11 protein-coding genes, 1 tRNA gene and 8 pseudogenes are annotated in these 17,526 nt (G+C 44.9%); 11 read left to right on the forward strand and 9 right to left on the reverse strand.

The window, feature by feature from the left end:
• Nucleotides 1–153: 153 nt before the first annotated feature.
• The 8 genes from DXE37_RS04275 to DXE37_RS13435 all read left to right on the forward strand — a co-directional run bounded on the left by DXE37_RS04275 (nt 154) and on the right by DXE37_RS13435 (nt 6,165).
• Complete coding sequence (locus DXE37_RS04275; RefSeq protein WP_231971058.1) at nt 154–486, forward strand: translational machinery protein; 333 nt, start codon at nt 154–156, stop codon at nt 484–486.
• Nucleotides 487–503: 17 nt separating this feature from the next.
• Nucleotides 504–767 carry a hypothetical protein gene (locus DXE37_RS04280; RefSeq protein WP_114636695.1) on the forward strand — a complete coding sequence of 88 codons (264 nt, stop codon included), beginning with the start codon at nt 504–506 and terminating at the stop codon, nt 765–767.
• Nucleotides 768–925: 158 nt separating this feature from the next.
• Nucleotides 926–1,363 carry a DUF1800 family protein gene (locus DXE37_RS04285; protein ID WP_162786175.1) on the forward strand — a complete coding sequence of 146 codons (438 nt, stop codon included), beginning with the start codon at nt 926–928 and terminating at the stop codon, nt 1,361–1,363.
• A 142-nt stretch (nt 1,364–1,505) separates the two neighbouring features.
• Nucleotides 1,506–2,672: a DUF1501 domain-containing protein gene (locus tag DXE37_RS04290; protein ID WP_114636697.1), complete on the forward strand. Its 1,167-nt coding sequence runs from the start codon at nt 1,506–1,508 to the stop codon at nt 2,670–2,672.
• 96 nt (nt 2,673–2,768) lie between these two features.
• Nucleotides 2,769–3,836: a tRNA dihydrouridine(20/20a) synthase DusA gene (gene dusA / locus DXE37_RS04295; protein ID WP_231971059.1), complete on the forward strand. Its 1,068-nt coding sequence runs from the start codon at nt 2,769–2,771 to the stop codon at nt 3,834–3,836.
• Nucleotides 3,837–3,907: 71 nt separating this feature from the next.
• Nucleotides 3,908–3,983, forward strand: a tRNA-His gene (locus DXE37_RS04300).
• Nucleotides 3,984–4,235: 252 nt separating this feature from the next.
• Nucleotides 4,236–4,667, forward strand: a complete 432-nt coding sequence (locus DXE37_RS04305; RefSeq protein WP_114636698.1) for an SUMF1/EgtB/PvdO family nonheme iron enzyme — start codon at nt 4,236–4,238, stop codon at nt 4,665–4,667.
• A gap of 163 nt (nt 4,668–4,830) precedes the next feature.
• Nucleotides 4,831–6,165, forward strand: a complete 1,335-nt coding sequence (locus DXE37_RS13435) for an ATP-dependent DNA helicase (protein WP_114636699.1) — start codon at nt 4,831–4,833, stop codon at nt 6,163–6,165.
• A gap of 1 nt (nt 6,166) precedes the next feature.
• Here DXE37_RS13435 and DXE37_RS04315 read toward each other — a convergent pair.
• Nucleotides 6,167–7,753, reverse strand: a pseudogene (locus DXE37_RS04315) (gamma-glutamyltransferase family protein).
• Between the two features lie 117 nt (nt 7,754–7,870).
• Between DXE37_RS04315 and DXE37_RS12380 the strand changes: the two are divergent.
• From DXE37_RS12380 to DXE37_RS04330, 3 pseudogenes are all read left to right on the forward strand, one after another.
• Nucleotides 7,871–8,369: pseudogene (locus tag DXE37_RS12380) on the forward strand (ABC transporter permease); the annotation flags it as partial.
• 3 nt (nt 8,370–8,372) lie between these two features.
• Nucleotides 8,373–9,332: pseudogene (locus DXE37_RS04325) on the forward strand (ABC transporter ATP-binding protein).
• A gap of 40 nt (nt 9,333–9,372) precedes the next feature.
• A pseudogene (locus tag DXE37_RS04330) lies at nt 9,373–10,357 on the forward strand (ABC transporter ATP-binding protein).
• On the opposite strand, the gene DXE37_RS04335 reads toward DXE37_RS04330, so the two are convergent.
• The 8 genes and pseudogenes from DXE37_RS04335 to DXE37_RS04370 form a co-directional block, all read right to left on the reverse strand.
• Nucleotides 10,346–10,972, reverse strand: a complete 627-nt coding sequence (locus DXE37_RS04335; RefSeq protein WP_231971061.1) for a LysE family translocator — start codon at nt 10,970–10,972, stop codon at nt 10,346–10,348. The pseudogene DXE37_RS04330 and the gene DXE37_RS04335 overlap by 12 nt on opposite strands.
• Nucleotides 10,942–12,514 (reverse strand): annotated as a pseudogene (locus DXE37_RS04340) (M81 family metallopeptidase). Before DXE37_RS04340 ends, DXE37_RS04335 begins: the two are co-directional and overlap by 31 nt.
• Nucleotides 12,515–12,528: 14 nt before the next feature.
• Nucleotides 12,529–13,794 (reverse strand): annotated as a pseudogene (locus DXE37_RS04345) (Zn-dependent hydrolase).
• Between the two features lie 2 nt (nt 13,795–13,796).
• Nucleotides 13,797–15,135: pseudogene (aptA, locus tag DXE37_RS04350) on the reverse strand (omega-aminotransferase AptA).
• Between the two features lie 192 nt (nt 15,136–15,327).
• Nucleotides 15,328–15,687, reverse strand: coding sequence for a peptidase dimerization domain-containing protein (locus tag DXE37_RS04355; RefSeq protein ID WP_114636700.1), 360 nt, complete (start codon nt 15,685–15,687; stop codon nt 15,328–15,330).
• A complete protein-coding gene (locus DXE37_RS04360) occupies nt 15,680–16,252 on the reverse strand; it encodes a M20/M25/M40 family metallo-hydrolase (protein WP_162786177.1) in 573 nt (190 codons plus the stop codon). Before DXE37_RS04360 ends, DXE37_RS04355 begins: the two co-directional genes overlap by 8 nt.
• A 117-nt stretch (nt 16,253–16,369) precedes the next feature.
• A pseudogene (locus tag DXE37_RS04365) lies at nt 16,370–17,098 on the reverse strand (LrgB family protein).
• Nucleotides 17,091–17,441 carry a CidA/LrgA family protein gene (locus DXE37_RS04370; RefSeq protein ID WP_114636702.1) on the reverse strand — a complete coding sequence of 117 codons (351 nt, stop codon included), beginning with the start codon at nt 17,439–17,441 and terminating at the stop codon, nt 17,091–17,093. Before DXE37_RS04370 ends, DXE37_RS04365 begins: the two are co-directional and overlap by 8 nt.
• Between the last annotated feature and the right edge of the window lie 85 nt (nt 17,442–17,526).

A 17,526-nucleotide genomic window follows, 5' to 3' on the forward strand; every position in this document is an offset into this window, starting at 1 on the left:
TACTCAATGGATCAATTTGACTTAAATCAAGCTTGCTAAAGCCTCCTTTGCTAGGGAGGAGTATTCTTAACAAAGTAGTCATTATTAATAATGGGGATTAATACGTCATTAAATCATGCAGTTATTTGGATCGACCATCAAAAGGCTCATGTCATGTTTTTGAGTGCTGATGCTAGTGAAGCCGAAGTCATTAAAAGCAAAACTACACATTCTCATTTACATCACAAGGGTGGAGAAGTGGGCAGCGGAAAACTGGCTCTAGATTCCAAGTATCTGCACTCCGTAATTCAGGCGGTAAAAGAATCAAAAGAAATCTTGATCTTGGGTCCTGGATCTGCAAAGCTGGAACTTATTAAGCGTGCCCATCATCATGATGGGCAAATTGCTGAAAAAATTGTTGGTGTAGAAACTGTTGATCACCCAAGTGATAAAGAAATTCTTGCTTATGCACGCAAGTTTTTCTATAAAGTGGATCAGATGCTGTAATAGATAGGAGGCTTATTGTGAGCAAAGAAATTAAAGAAGCCTTAGGGCCAGATGGGTTGCCGAGCCACGATTATTTCTTGGATGCAGTCAACCATATTGACGAAGCGGTAGAAAATAATACGATTGCAGTTGGAGCTGCCAAGGGAATCATCTTTAGTCTCGTTGAAATATTGGGGGCAATGGTTGGTGATCCTGACCTGCCAAATCATTTGAAGTCTGGTTACATGGGCGTATTGGACCTTGCTGTTGAGTTAGAGGCAAAGTTAGCTAAGCACCGTTAATAACAATGATTTAACACAGAGCCCTCATCAGAAATGATGGGGTTTCTTTTTATTGGCGATCTTGTTTTGGTGGGTAATTGGAGTTAGGATTTGAGAAGCTCATTCACCACGATTGATTGTTTTTTAACGTCAGCTAGCTAAAGGCACTGCAATTGAATGTGGATTTAAGTCAAGTGCTTCTCCGAGAGCGCTATGTCGCAGGAAAGCTCAGAGATGGTAGAGAATATCCTGCTGTCGATGAGCTAAAGCCGCTTAGTTTATTAAACGCTAGTATTCCTACCTTGTTTCAATATACAGGTAAGGATGAGCTGATTCCGCCTCCAGAAAGATCTCGTCCGAGAAAAGAAATTCAGGCTGCCACACTATTAAGAGTAATCCAGTCAAAAGGTTACTGGGAAGAGGAGTGGATTGGTTTTTGGAGGGATCATTTCTCGGTTTATGGATACGATCAAAATGTTGGGGCCTTTTTGCCTCATTGGGAAAATCAGGTCATTCGAAAATTTGCTTTTGGTAATTTTCGGCAATTTTTAGAGGTTACTTCCACCCACCCATGCATGTTGTATTACCTCAATAACAAAAGTTCTCGACTAACCTAAGCACTCCTGCGCTCGCAAAACTGGAGGGCTCTGAGCGCCTAAGCGATATTAAGTTGGCAAGAAAAATGGTGGGATATTTGGCTTGCGCACCATCCTTCCAAACTGAGGCAATTGATCCAGATTTTTCTGCTGGAGAGCGAGCATGAATTTTGATTATCTGAATCGGCGAGATTTTTTAAAGATTGGTATTGCTAGTTCTATTGCCGGCATTAGTGACCTTGGATCCGCGCAGGTTCAAAAAAAATCGAATGGCGTATTGATGGCACCACGGATGTCACATCCATTTATTGTCGTCTTTTTGCGTGGAGGGGCTGATGGATTGGCTATGTTGTCGCCACTTAATGATGAAAATTTCATCGCCGCAAGACCGCCTGAAATGCGATTTACAATTGAGGCTAGCAGCGGAAAAGTTGAATCAGAAAATGCTACCTTTTATTGGCACCCTGAAGCATCACCACTAGCAAGTCTTTTTATGGACCGAAAGTTGATAGTGTGGAATGCTTTAGGAATTACTGATGAGACCCGCTCTCACTTTGAGGCACAAGAAATAATGGAGAGGGGTGTTAAATCTTTGAACTCCCTGCCTGACGACTTGGGCTGGATGGCTAGACAAGTTGTTGACAAAACTCGCTTTCAGGCAGCAAATTCCATCCCATTATTTGCAGGCAACAATAATTCACCAAGATCTATGCAGGGCGCTCATCGAGCGATCGCAGTTAGAGATATTCAGGGAGGCATTGCATTGCCAAATGGAGTGAATGGATTCAATGCGCTTAGCGCATTATGTAATGCCGATGGAAATTCAATTGCATCACCATGGATTAAAGATCACCTCAGTAATTTAGATTTCATTAATCAAACTCTCGGAAGGGGCAATGGAAAAGCATTGTCGTATGATAGTTCAGGAAAAATTCCTTACCCTAACGCAGATCCAGGCGTTGGCTTGCGGTCTGTTGTTAGATTGATAGATGCTAATGTAGGTCTGCAATATGCATGGGTAGATCAGTCTGGTTGGGACACCCATGAAAATCAACCAGGAAGAATGAATGGACAAATCAAAAACCTGAGCAATAGTTTGGCAGCATTCGCCCAAGACATGGAGGGTAAAAATCAGCCTTATACATTGGCGGTAATGACGGAATTTGGAAGACGCTTACGTAGTAACCATAGTAACGGGACTGATCACGATCATGGCTCATTGGGTTTAATCATGGGGAGTCACATTCCAGGTGGGTCAGTCATTAGGGCAATGGCCTGGCTTAAGTACAAGAGTGCTAGACAGGGGCGTAGATTTGGCGGTGACAACTGATTATCAGCAATGTTTAAGTATCACAAGGTTTGAGACGAATTAGTAAGCTACAAAACAAACTAAAATGCGGTAATTAATCATTCAAATGAAGTGCCCGTGGAAACTAAAAGCAAGAAGAGATTAGCCGTTGCTCCCATGATGGAATGGACAGATCGTCATTGCCGATCATTTCATCGCACTCTAACGAAAGAGGTCGTTCTCTATACCGAGATGGTAACTACAGGCGCCTTGATTCATGGTGATGTTCCTCGTCACTTAGATTTCTCACAAGATCAACATCCCGTCGTACTTCAGTTAGGGGGATCAGAGCCAGCAGATTTAGCAAAGGCTGCTGAGTTGGCCCAGCAATGGGGCTACGATGAAATCGATCTAAATTGCGGATGTCCTTCTGAGAGGGTGCAGCGTGGTGCGTTTGGTGCTTGCTTAATGGCGGAACCAGCTTTAGTTGCCGACTGCGTCAGGTCAATGAAAAGCGCAGTGGATATTCCGATATCAGTAAAGCATCGTCTTGGTTTGGATTCTATGGATGCGTCAAACTCTGAATCAGATTACCAATTTGCACTCCATTTTATTCTTGCGGTTGCGGATGCTGGAGCAGGTCAAGTTACTATTCATGCGCGTAACGCTGTGCTGAAGGGGCTATCACCCAAAGAGAATCGCAGTAAACCACCATTGCATTATGAGGTTGCAGCCAAACTAAGATTGGATGCGCAGAAGCAATTCCCCAATTTAAAAGTACTTCTCAATGGCGGTCTTGAAACCAATGAACAAATTGCAGGTCATTGGGATCAATTTGATGGTTTTATGGTGGGAAGAGCCGCTTATCATTTTCCAGCCATGCTTTTGGGTTGGGATGACTTGATTAATACCAGCGGTGAAGCGGCAGGCTATCTTTTTAGCGAAACAGAATGGCAACGCATTCAAATTGCTTTAGTAAAGCAAGTCCAAGCTTGGTTTGATGAATGTCAGGCTAAGAAAAAACCTTTTTATATTGGTGCTTTTACAAGGCATATATTGGGTCTGGCTCACGGTAGGGCGGGGGCTCGATATTGGCGCCAACGCCTCTCAGATCACCATGCTTTGGCCAAGGTTCAAAGTAAAGCAGCAATCGCTGATTTTTTCCTAAACGCCAGCTTAACCCTTGGGGGATTGGGCTGCTTTTGACATCGAGGGCGCCTAGAAGTGTGTTTTTGACAGGTTTTTGAGCAAAAAGCTATAATGTCACCTCTACAATGGCGGACGTAGCTCAGTTGGTAGAGTCCCAGATTGTGATTCTGGTTGTCGCGGGTTCGAGCCCCGTCGTTCGCCCCAAAATAATTATTAAAAAGCTCCTTTAAGGGACTTTTTTATTGGAGCAATCAAAGTGAAAAATTTGATATCTACCAAATTCTTTTTGGTTTAGTTCTTAGTGTGATCGCTCTATTTTTTATGCTCCGACCTGCTCCGAGTCAGGGCGCACCTAGTTCATCTATTCCAAAGGTACAGATTGGTCATTTATCTGGGATCAAACCAAGATGAACATTGCTGATGTCAAAGCATTTGCCGCCTCAACAGGTTTTGTGAGTGCTGCTGAAAAGAAAGGTGGTGGATTTGTCATATGAGTCCGGATTTGTACAAAAGCCTGGCTGGACTTGGCGGACCCCTTACGGAGTGCCTGCTCAAGATGGTGAGCCAGCGGTACATTTAAATCAAAAAGAGGCTGAGTCAATCTGTCGTTATTTCGGAAAGCGTTTACCAATAGATGCTGAGTGGACTAATGCCGCATTCTTAGAGCAAAGAGTAAAGCCTCCAGTGGGATATGTGCAGGGTCAGCCGCTTACCCCTATCCTGGTGACAGCACTCCAACTGTTTCGCACTGCCTTAGTGGGTTGTGGTGACTACAAGGGTTTGGCTCCAGCAGGTGCTTTGAATCGAGGTACAGGTCATGTGATGACTGGAAGTACTAGGCCGGGCGCGAATGGTATGCATGACATGGGTGGTAATGTCTGGGAATAGACTGCCACTGAGCGTAATGGTGGATATATCACCCGTAGTTGCCTCATTGGTGGTATGGCCCTGAACGTCAGCAGGAGTCAGATGTGGAGTCTAAGCCCGGTGATATCGCTGTGGTTTATATCGGATTTCGACGTGTTGCAGATGCCGTGTGAAACAATAGGGAATGACTAGTCCCGTTGTAGATTCTTCTGAAATAGAAATCACCCCTGACTATCAGGCGGTTATCGAGGCTATTGAGCGTCACGATCCTTATATTTTCGTTAGCGGTAAAGCGGGTACAGGTAAAACCACTTTAATTGGCTATCTCCGAGAAACTATTCCGGGCAATGTCGTAGTAGTTGCGCCTACAGGTGTAGCAGCATTGCAAGTAAAAGGAGTAACGATCCATTCTTTTTTTCGTTTGCCACCGCGCTTAATCTTTCCTGAGGAGGATATCAAGCCACTACGAGATAAGCGCCTCTACAAAGATATTCGATTGTTGATCATTGATGAGATATCCATGGTTCGCGCAGATGTAGTCGACGCCATGGATTTATTCTTACGTGAGAATGGACCTCAAAAGGGCAAACCCTTTGGTGGTATTCAGGTGATGTTTGTTGGGGACTTATTTCAATTGCCTCCCGTGGTTTCTAGTTCAGATATGCAGGTTCTATCTGATCGCGGATATGAAGGCCCGTATTTCTTTTGCGCAATGGCTCTTCATCGTAAAGAGGTCACGAGGGTGGAGCTTTCCAAAATATTTCGTCAAAAGGATGAGCGCTTTGCGAGTCTGCTCAATCGAATTCGCATTAATCACGACGTGGATGAAGCCATTGATATTCTGAATGCGCAATGTTATCAACAGGGTGCCGCAGCTGACGAGCAGACTATTACTCTGACAACGACTAACGCACGAGCAGATCAAATCAACGGCGCAGGACTGCGTGCTATTGATACCGAGGGTAAGGTCTACGTTGGTAAAATGACAGGTAAATTTAATATTGATGAATGCAATTTACCTTCGCCGAATAATTTGGTGCTAAAGGTTGGTGCCAAAGTCATGTTTACGGCAACTGATCCAGGTTTTCCTAAGCGCTGGGTGAATGGCACGATCGGCGTTGTCCGCGAGCTGTTGCCAGACAAGGTAAAGGTGATGGTGCAAAACGGCCCTTATGCTAATACAGTTGAAGTGGTGGGTCATCAGTGGGAGTCTTATCGTTATGATCACGACATGATGTCGGGAAAAATTTCTCCCAGCATCATCGGTACCTATGTGCAGATTCCCTTAATGCTTGCTTGGGCAGTCACTATTCATAAGAGCCAAGGAAAGACACTTGATAAAGTGAAGATCGATCTTTCATCAGGCGCATTTGCTTCAGGACAGGTATATGTTGCCCTTAGTAGGTGTAAAACAATCGAAGGCATTTCGCTACAACGACCGATTGAGCCCAGGGAGGTGAGTTGCGATCAAGAGATCAAGCGCTTTTATATCAACTGCCTGCCAAATAGCAATTCTTAACTCAGAAACCAGCAGCCAAGCCGTCCCTGCGATGATCGCTACCCGCAATATATGCTGAGTTGGCGTCATCATTTAATTTAGCAATTGCTTGCGCGCTACTAAAATCTAGGCTACTTACAGGTTGTACGGCCACCTCGTGATCCAGGGCTCTCAATCCTTCTACAACGCTCGCCGGCATTGAGGCTTCAACTGTGAGTTTTCCTAAATCATCAATACGCCAACGCGGCGCATCAGAGGAGGGTTCAAGCACTTATCTATAAAACGCATCACAAACTAAATATGGCCTTGGGGCTGCATATTTCCACTCATCACACCAAATGCCATGACCGGCTTACTATCTTTAGTAAGGAATGCGGGAAGAATGGTGTGAAAAGGGCGCTTACCTGGAGCAACTCGATTGGTATGGCCCCCTTCTAATCTAAAGCTCATGCCTCGGTTATGAAAAGCAATTCCGCCGGGAGCAACAACTCCAGAACCAAAGCCTTTGAAATTAGATTGAATATAAGAAATCATCATGCTCGATTCATCTGCGGCGCAGAGATAGACCGTGCCTCCCGAGTGAGGATCCCCTGGGCAATAACTGCCAGCTTTTTGGTGATCAATCATTGCTGCGCGATGGGCTAAATATTTCCGATTCAAAAGAGAGTCTGGGGGCATTTTCATCGAGCTTGCATCAGATACGTACGTGTAGGCATCTGCAAATGCCATGCGCATAGCTCTTCTATCTGTAAATGGATTCGTTGTGCAGAATTAGCTGGGTATTGCTTCACATTTGCTGCTTGCAAAATTCCCAATGCTATTTGCGCCGCAATTCCTGAGCGCCATTGGGTGGAATTTCATGGAGAGTGTAATCCCCGTAATCAAACGCAAGCGGTTCAACCCATTCTGATTGGTTATCAGCAAAATCTTGCATAGTGAAGCAACCACCGGTGGCTTGAGAAAACTCCACCATGCTTTTCGCTAGTGATCCTGTGTAAAAAGATACACCTTCAGTAGCAGCAATCTCTTTTAGCGTCTTAGCCTGCGCTGGGTACTTCCAGATTTGACCTGCTTGAGGAGCTTTACCGTCAATTAAAAATGAATCAGAAAAACCCGGTTGATTTTTCAGAATCGGAATGGCCTTGCGCCATTGGCGTGCTATGACAGGGGATACTAGGAAACCATTTTCAGCATAATCAATTGCGCGTTTAAATAATTGAGCAAAAGGCAATTTGCCGAACTTTCTGGAGAGTTCAACCCATCCAACCACCATGCCAGGAATAGTGACGGTATTCCAACCAATTAAATCCATGGAAGACTTGCCAGAAAAATAATCTGGGGCCCATGCTGCTGGGGCGCGACCAGAGGCATTTAAGCCATGGAGTTTTTCCCCATCCCAAAGAATTGCAAAGCCATTTCCACCCAAGCCATTCATCGTAGGTTCAACTACAGTCAGCGTGATAGCTGTAGCGAGTGCAGCGTCAACAGCATTGCCGCCATATTGAAGGACTTCTATTCCGGCTTGAGTAGCCAATGGTTGAGAACTTGCAACTGTATTTCTAGCCAGAACTGGAGCGCGGCCATCACCAAATGGAGGGGAAATCAACATAGAGAAGTCTTCTTTTTAATAAAAATAGTAATTAATTAATCTTGATATTGGAGGCCTTCACAATCTTTGCCCACTTAGCTTGTTCAGCGATCGTAATCTCAGTTAATTTTTCGGAGTTTGCGAATTATGGATGGATTAATGTCCGTTCCCTCAATCCTGCTTGCAATAGCCTTGATGGCATTAACTAAGGCTAGTATTGAAAACGTCATCATTGCCATTACTCTGGCAGAGGTTCCACGGGTAGTACGCTTAGTGCGCAGTCTTGTATTAGGTTAGCCCTATGTCGAGGCCGCCGCTGCATCTTGTACTCCATTGCCAAAAACTTTAGTGCGCCATATTTTGCCCAATATTGCTGCGCCATTGCTAGTGCAGGCAACGTATATTTGCGCCTCTGCAATGATTACCCGAAGCGATTCTGTCGTTTATTGGCGCTGGAACACCAGCTAATATTCCGAGTTGGGGAAACATCATGGCTGAATCTAGAACCTTGTTCCAGATTGCCGGTTACCTGATTTTATTTCCATCCATTTTTCTCTCAGCAACAGTGTTGGCTGTAAATTACTTGGGTGATGGTTTGCGTGATGCATTAGATCCTCGACTTTCTAGGAGGATGTAAGCAATGACTCAAAACACTGCAAAATCAATTTTAGAAGTGAAAGATCTGCGTACTTAATTTTATACGCGTGATGGTGTAGTGCGCTCAGTAGATGGCGTTTCATTTTCAGTTTCCCAAGGTGAAACACTGGCAATTGTTGGAGAATCGGGCTGCGGTAAGAGCGTCACATCCTTATCTTTGTTACGACTCATTCCTTCGCCATCAGGAAAAATTGTTTCAGGCTCAATTCTTTTTCATGGCAAAGACCTGTTGTCGCTCTCGGATGCAGAGATGTGAGATATTCGTGGGGATAAGATCTCCATGATCTTTCAGGAGCCCATGGCTTCACTAAACCCAGTGTTGACTATCGGTAGACAAATTAGCGAAGTGCTTGAGCTTCATCGCCATTGCACTAAAGATGAGGCGCGCACTCGAATATTAGAATTATTAAGGCTCGTTAATATTCCTGAGCCAGATAGACGCATTGATGAATATCCTCATCAGCTTTCTGGTGGCATGCGGCAACGAATCATGATTGCCATGGCATTAGCCTGCGATCCCGAGATATTGATTGCGGATGAACCGACTACTGCTTTGGACGTTACTATTCAGGCACAGATTTTGAACCTCATGCGTGAGTTGCGAGATCGTACTCGTGCAGCCATTATTTTAATTACCCATGACCTCGGGGTTGTTGCTGAAATGGCGCAACGCGTAGTGGTGATGTATGCTGGACGAAAGGTGGAAGAGGCGAGTGTTTTTGATTTATTCGCCAATCCATTGCATTCCTATACATTGGGACTTTTAAATTCAATGCCACGTTTAGATGATGAGAGCTCTAAACGTCTGGTAGAGATTCCTGGCATGGTTCCTTCAATGAAGACCGAGATTCGCGGATGCGCTTTTGCGCCGCGTTGCTCATCAGCTACTGAGCGTTGCCCTCTGGAATCTCCCGATCTAAAAAATTATGGCAATGATCACTGAGCAGCATGCTGGAATCCAGTCTCAGCAGTAGAGGCTAAACATGAGTAAGAGTAAAAAAGTGCTCTTAGAGCTAAAGAACTTGTGTAAGCACTATCCCATTCGCAAGGGGATGTTGGGCAGGGTAACAGGCCATGTTTATGCTGTTGATGGGGTCAGTTTTTCTATCCATGAAGGCGAGACATTAGGCTTGGTAGGGGAGAGCGGTTGTGGCAAATCGACTGTTGGCCGAACAATTCTGCGCTTAATGGATCCTACTGCAGGCGAAATTATCTGGAACGGAGAGCGTATTGATCAGCTTTCTCGTGCTGAAATGCGCCCATTTCGTAAAGAGATACAGGCGGTTTTCCAAGACCCTTATTCCTCTTTAAATCCCCGCATGCGCGCCGCTGATATTGTTTCAGAGCCCTTGGCGAAATTTTGAGAAACTAACGCAGGCTGAAGGTCGTGAACGCGTAAGTGATCTATTCGCATTGGTGGGGCTTCGTCCTGATCAAATGTTGCGTTATCCCCATGAGTTTTCTGGTGGCTAGAGGCAGCGCTTAGGTATCGCTTGCGCCTTATCAGTCAGGCCAAAGTTGATTATGTGTGATGAGCCCGTTTCAGCATTGGATGTTTCCGTTCAAGCGCAGGTTATTAACTTATTGGGCGATCTTCAAAAAGAAATTGGCGTGTCTTATTTATTCATTGCGCATGATCTAGCGGTGGTGAAGCATATCAGCCACAGAATTGCAGTAATGTATTTAGGTCGTATTGTCGAGTTGGCAGAAACCGCAGAGTTGTTTAGCCGTCTATCCCATCCTTATACTGAGGCATTGTTATCGGCAGTACCTATTCCAGATCCTACCAAGCAGCGTAAACAAATTGTCTTGGGTGGAGATATCCCAAGCCACATCAATCGCCCTAGTGGGTACCATTTTCATACGCGCTGCATCTATGCCAAAGAGCGTTGCAAAGTGGAGGAGCCTCGCTTAGAGGAAGTTTTTCCTGGTCATTTTGTGGCGTGCCACTTTAAGTTAAATACTTAAAGTCCAAAGAGCAGTAACTACCAATAAAAAGGCTAGTAAGTAGTTAAAAATTACTAGTCGTCGGCCAGTCCCAAGCCATTCTCTGAAAAGAGAGCCTGCGATTGCATAAGTTAGATTGCTGGTAAATGCGAAGAGCATCACTATTACACAAGCGAATACGAGTCTTGCGCTTGGATTGGAGCTAGGCTGTCCACTGGAGTATAGAATCCAAGAGCCCGTCGCCGTAATCGCTAACAACCACACCTTAATATTTAAAAACTGAAGCGCTACACCCTTTAAAAAGGTCATATTAAGACGTGCGGAATCAATTTCTTGCAACTTCTTACTTTGACATAGTTTAAAAGCAAGCCAAATTAAATATGCACAGCCAAGTAATTTAATAGCAATCCGCAGGCTAGGTATTTCCGTCACCAACGCCCCAAGGCCAAAGCCGCATGCCAACATAATGAATAACCAGCCAAATGGCACCGATAGGGTAAAAGGTATGGCGCAACGAAATCCCTCGTTTGCAGCGATAGCAGTTGTCAGCATCGTATTGGGACCAGGAGAAAAGCTCATGGCAGCGCAAAAGATGATGAGCGCAATCAGCTCTTGAGCGGTAAAAATAGAGGCCATCGGGATATCAGGATTGTGATGACTGCTATGAGGGCAGTCATGTTATTCAGAGGAAAGATTGGGCGTCTAATGCGCTTGATATCAAACCAAGCGTAATTTGAACTAGTGGGGCCACCCTGATCCGAGTCGCACTCTACATAGCCCTTGCTTAGCGGAAAGAATGCAGGTCGACAATACATGCGAGACTTGAGCAATACATAGGACTTGCTGGCTAAGTCGATGCCTAGAACGGTCATCACTGCAATATCGTATGGCTCTACACGTTCGGAGCTGATAACAATCTCAGCGTTTGGAGTTTGGAATAGAACACTAGGCCCCATCTTTAAGATCGATCCATTAAAGATCGGGTCAGTTACTTTGACCTTGCCATCGCTGATCACTTTTACAGATCCAGTCAATTTGAAGGGATGTTTTGTTACGCCTCGATAAGTCCAGCCAGACTTATTTCCAAGTTCAATGGTTACCTCTTTATCCTTGCCGATAGCAATGAGTTTTTGCACTGTTGATGGATCGGCTATAGGGCCTGCAGCAATATTACTTAAGCCATAGTTCAATGCAGACTCTAATATGTCAGTCGTATCACAAGAGCCGCCTGACATCACATTATCACTATGGTCAAGCAGTAACACTGGACCATCTCCGGGAAACTTGGCCATCTCAGCAGCTCTTTGTAAAGAGAGTTCCAGTGGCGTACTTTCGTATATGAATCCATCTGCTTGAGTCAAAATCATGGCTTCTAGTTTATCCGCTAATTCATTTGCTGTAGCAATGAAAGAAGGATTGCTTGCATCGGCAACCACGATGACTGACACGCCTGCATCCTTAAAGTCCGCCAAACTAAAGCCCGCCATAATAGAGATGCCTAAAATGCCGGGTTTGGATTCCATGACAATAGCTGTATCCACTACAGCTTTCATTGCGCCTTCGTTGGTATTGCTTCTCAGGGTATGAGAAAGCAGGGGGATTTGCCGGTAAACCAACAAGGGTTTGACATCCCCTTTGAGAGAATCACGCAATAAATTACCCGCATGTAAGCCAGTTTCATAGATATCAATATGCGGATAGGTTTTGAAACTCACCATGACATCGCTGTTGTCAATCATGGCTGGCGTCACGTTACCGTGTAAATCGAGTGCCACTTGGAGTATTGGGAGCAACCGATTTAATTCTTCGCAGCAAGTTACCTTCACCATCAACGACGCGTTCAGAGACCATTGCTCCATGTAGATCCAAGAGGATTGCATCGCATCCTTGCTCTACTGCCGCGACGATGCTATCGCAAATGCGATCATAGGCTTTTGCACAGACTGTACCGCTTGGATTGGAGAATGCACAAACGGGGGTAATAATTTCAACGGCCTCCTGCTTGGCGATAGCAATAAATGCACCCATTGCAGTCCTGGCATTTTCTTGATCTTTATAGGCATCTGCACCCCAGAGGGGATTAAAGGCTTCTAAGGGAGTGGGGATGGGTGTGAAGGTATTGGTTTCGTGCTGAAAGCGTGCAATTACCCATTTGCCACCAATTTTTTTATCAGTCATCTCAAGTCAGTTATTTATTTAGATCGTTTGGCATAAGCCAGAATGGATTGGAGAAGAACATTTGCACCAGCCTCCAAATGATCAGCTTTTGCATCTTCAATTTCATTGTGACTAACTCCATCCTTACAAGGGATGAAAATCATTCCGGTTGGAGCAAGGCTTTTCATATAAATGGCATCATGCCCAGCTCCAGAAACCGCATCCATTTGGGAATATCCTAAATCTTGGGCTGCTTTACGGATAGTTTGGATACATCCCTCATCAAAATTGCACGGAGGGAAATAAGATACTTCTTGTAAGTCGATCTTGATTGAATTATTAGTAGCGATTGCCTCAATACATTCTTTAAGCTTTAGCAGTCATCTGATTTAATATAGCGGCGTCTATATGGCGGATATCAATCGAGAACTGTACTCGCCCTGGGATGACGTTTCTGTTATTCGGAAATACTTGCACCATACCCACTGTGCCTCTTCCATGCGGAGCATATTGATTGGCGACATCAACTACTTTTTGCATAATGCTTAGGGAATTTTGTAGAGCATCAACCCGAATCTCCATGGGAGTTGGGCCGGCATGTGCTTCAAAACCGTGGACGGTGCAATCAAACCAACGCAGACCCATCACCGCTGGAACTACACCAATGATCTTGTCTTGATATTCCAGTATGGGTCCTTGCTCGATGTGCGCTTCAAAATAAGCGCCGCAGGGATGGTCACCAGGTTTCTGTGTACCTAAAAAACCAATGCGAGTAAGGCTCGTCTTTAACATTTTTACCATCGATATCTTTGGCTGCATAAGCTAGTTCTTGGCTAATGGCCCCAGAAAAAACTCCAGATCCCATCATGACTGGGGTAAACCGTGAACCTTCTTCATTGGTCCAGAACACAACTTCAATGGGCGCTTCAGTTTCAATTTGATGATCATTAAGAGTTTCAATGACTTCTAGGCCTGCCAGTACGCCGTAATTACCATCGTATTTACCGCCAGTTGGTTGGGTGTCTATATGACTGCCTGTCATGATGGGTGGCAGGTTAGGGTTCTTGCCCTCGCGGCGCATGAAGGTGTTGCCAATTTGGTCGGTCACTACAGTGAGACCAAGACTTAACGCTTTATTAATGACCCATTGACGGCCTTGCTTATCAAGATCAGTCAGGGCGTCGACAAACTCCTCCTTTAGGAGTGGCCCCAATTTGAGCCAGCTCTAATAGAGAGGAGTAGAGTCGTTCGCTACGAACACGAAGTTGTTCATCAAAGTGCGCAACGCGATTGCTTACCAAAATCAGAAAGCCTTCTTTAGAACTTTGCCAAAGGTGTCAATAAAGGATTCAAGCTCAGTTGGTGTGGCTACAAATGGAGGGCCCATTGCAATGGTGTCCCCAGTAATTTGAACTAGGATGCCATTCTCAATACAGCTTTCAAGAACTTGCATACCCCGCAGACCTGGTTTTCCAGCAATCGGCTCTAAATCAATAACTGCTGCTAAGCCACAGTTGCGAATATCTAATATGCCTGGCATTCCTTTGTATGAATGAACGCCGTCCTCAAATACCTTTTCCAATACCTTGGTCTTTTCTATGATGCCATCGGACTCAAAAATGTCTAGGCAGGCATGTGCAGCTGCTGTAGCAATTGGATGTCCTGAGTAAGTAAATCCATGGAAAAACTCAATCACCTGCTCTTGGCCGCCAGCCCCAACAATGGTGTTGTAAATATCTTCACGAGCAATGACGCCACCCATCGGGATAACGCCATTCGTAATTGTTTTTGCAAACGCGATCATGTCGGGTTTGACCCCAAAACGATCCGCGCCAAAATTGGAAGCTAAACGTCCAAAGCCTGTAATGCCCTCATCAAAAATGAGCAGGATGCCATGTTTGTCACAAATTTCTCGAATTTTTTGCAAGTAACTAACTGGTGGCACGATCACACCAGTAGACCCTTGAACGGGCCTCGAGAATGACGGCTGCAATATTACTAGCATCATGCAACAAAACAATACGCTCTAATTCATCTGCTAAATGAGCGCCCCAAGTTGGCATTCCTTTTGAGAAAGCCATTTGTGACAAATTTAATGTATGGGGAAGGTGGTCTACTCCCGGCATCATCATGGAGCCACAAATGATTTGCGGTTTGTTGGGATTCCCCGCCGACTGAGATTCCGCCTACGCATCCACCATGATACGCACGCTCTCTGCCGATAAAGCGAGTACGACTTGCTTCGCCTTTCGCACGATGATAAGCAAGTGCAATCTTCAGAGAAGTGTCGACTGCCTCTGAGCCCGAGTTAACAAAAAATACTTTATTTAAACCAGGAGGGGCGTACTCTTGACGATCCTTTCTGCTAGACGAAACGTTTCTGGTCCTGCCATTTGAAAGGCGGGAACATAATCCATCTTGTGATATTGCTTTTGAATGGCATCAATAATGCGTGGATCACCATGACCTAAAGGAGAGGTCCATAGTCCGGATGCGCTATCGAATAATTTACGACCATGGTCATCGGTGTAATAAATCCCTTTGGCCGCAACCATAATTTTGGGTTTATTTTTAAAGTAGCGATTGGGCGTATACGGAAGCCAATAGGCATCCATGTTAGCTACATAAGTATCGGCGTCCATTTCCTTGAATGGAGTGTTCTCAATTTTCATTTTGCATCTGCCTTTTAATGTGAATTATTGTTCTGCCAATCTATGATAAGCTTTTTAAATAAGGCTGTAGCTTGGGTAATTTTGTCGGTAAAGCAAAATTCATTGGTTTGATGCGCCATTTCTGGTTGTCCAGGTCCAAGCACTACAGTTGGGGCTCCCCAATCAAACCTTTGAGAGCAGATGCATCCGTAAAGTAAGAGATGGATTTTGGAGCAGAGCCTTTACGCCATTAATTTCTTCGCAAAAAGCATAGACTGTTTGAATCCATGGATGATCTGGCGGGGTATAGATTCCCTCAACATCCATGATGGTTTCTAGCTTAATGTTTGGGTCGAGTGTTTTGCAAAGGCAGCCAAAAATATGCTGATGGCTTTGTCCCGGTACGGAGCGAATATCTAAGGTCATTTCAGCGGCGTCGGGAACAGAATTAATATTTAATCCTGCTTTAGCTGTACCTATATTCAATGTGCCTTGGCCCATAAGGTCATGAGGTGGAGTGTCAAACTGAAATTTCTCAAGCAGTAGGGCACCTTTGGCAAGTTTGTAAAAGCGTTATCACCCCGTTCAGGCATAGAGCCATGAGCAGTAATACCCTCAGCCTTAGCGCGGAGTCAATAAGCACCTTTGTGACCAATGTGATTGGTTCATTAGCAGTTGGTTCTGCAACGACAAAGTAACCAACCTTGCCAATAAAATCAATTACTTCTTTTTGTTGGGCAATATAGAAGGCGCCCTCACAACCGGTTTCCTCACCAGCAGTAATAATCATGCTGATGCCGTTTTTGCCCTGAGCTAAATTGGCTGTTTTCATTGCTGCTACGATAAAAGCGGCAATACCACTTTTCATATCACTAGAGCCACGTCCAAATAATTTGCCATCCTGAATGACGCCTGAGAAAGGATCATGATCCCATGGGCGATCACCCAATGGAACTACATCTACATGCCCTGTAAAGCAAATGTTCGTGGTGTTGGGGGGCTCCTGGTATGCGCGCGACAATGCTTCTGCGTCTTGGGGCAAAGTCCACGTTGAGGCACTCAAAGTTCGCCGACTCCAACAATCCGGTTGGATAGTTGCATAACTCATCTTCATTTCCTGGGGGTTAATCGTATTAAAACGGATTAATTCTTGAGTTAATTTGACTGGATCTGGAATATTTATTTGGTGCTTGTATTTTGTCTCTTATGGTTAATGTATGGTAATTCACTTATTCAATAGATGGTAGAGCACCGGAATGGCTACCGCGCTTACAACGCCATTCATGCCCATTGCCAGACTGGCATAGGTTCCTGCTTCAGGATAAATGCTAAATGCGCGTGAAGTACCTATGCCATGAGCGCCGATTCCAATGGCAAAACCTCTTTGTCACCAAGCTTTCATTTTTAAGGCATTCAGAATAAAAGGCGCAAGGATGGCGCCTAATATGCCGGTGCCGACTGCAAAAATTGCAGCTAGTGTAGGTGACACGCCGATGCGCTCAGCAATACCCATGGCTATCGGTGCCGTCACAGATTTTGGATACATCGCTCCAGTGATGCTCGCATCTGCACCTAGAAGGGTAGCAATACCTACTGCACTAATAATCGATACGAGACCACCAGTACATAGTGAGGCTATCAGTGGAAGAGATCTGCCTTTTAGGCTGCTAAGACCTCGATAGATAGGGATTGCAAGAGACACTGTTGCCGACCCTAGAAGAAAGTGAATGAATTGAGCGCCTTCAAAATAGGTTGAATAAGGCATCTCAATCAACTGAATCGTGGTCGCAACAATGAGAATCGCTATCGCTACAGGATTGGCTAATGGGTTTTGCCGAGTCGATTTATAGATGCTAAGGCCGATTTGATAGGCTGCAAGAGTAATGAATAGGGCAAATAGTGGGCTCCCAGAAAGATAGACCCAAATCTCAACAATCGAGTGCTTCTCACTCATGAGGTGCTTTCTGACTCAAGAAGCGCGCAACCAATGCACTAGAGGCAATGGTAAGAATGACGCTACCAATGAGGGCGCTAATTATTGCCAATGCATTTGCCTTAAGCTGCGATAGAAATAAGACCACCCCGACTGCTGCCGGAACAAAGAGGAGTCCAAGGTATTGGCTAAATCCATCGGCAACCATGGCTAACTCAGTATTAATGCCTTTGCGCAAAACGAGCCATAACACCATGAGAATCAGGCCGATCACAGGTCCTGGTAGGGTAGGCAAAATGAATTTAGAGGCCAGCTCGCCGAGGCTCCTCTGAAAAAGAAGGATTTGTACTAGCCCGTAAATTATGTTTTGATCTTACAGTGCCTTGATTTATGTTGCATTGCAATAAGTAAATTCTTGGTTAATATGATCACATTATAAATAGGGTTAA

Source organism: Polynucleobacter necessarius, assembly GCF_900095205.1.
Taxonomy (GTDB): Bacteria; Pseudomonadota; Gammaproteobacteria; order Burkholderiales; family Burkholderiaceae; genus Polynucleobacter; species Polynucleobacter necessarius_E.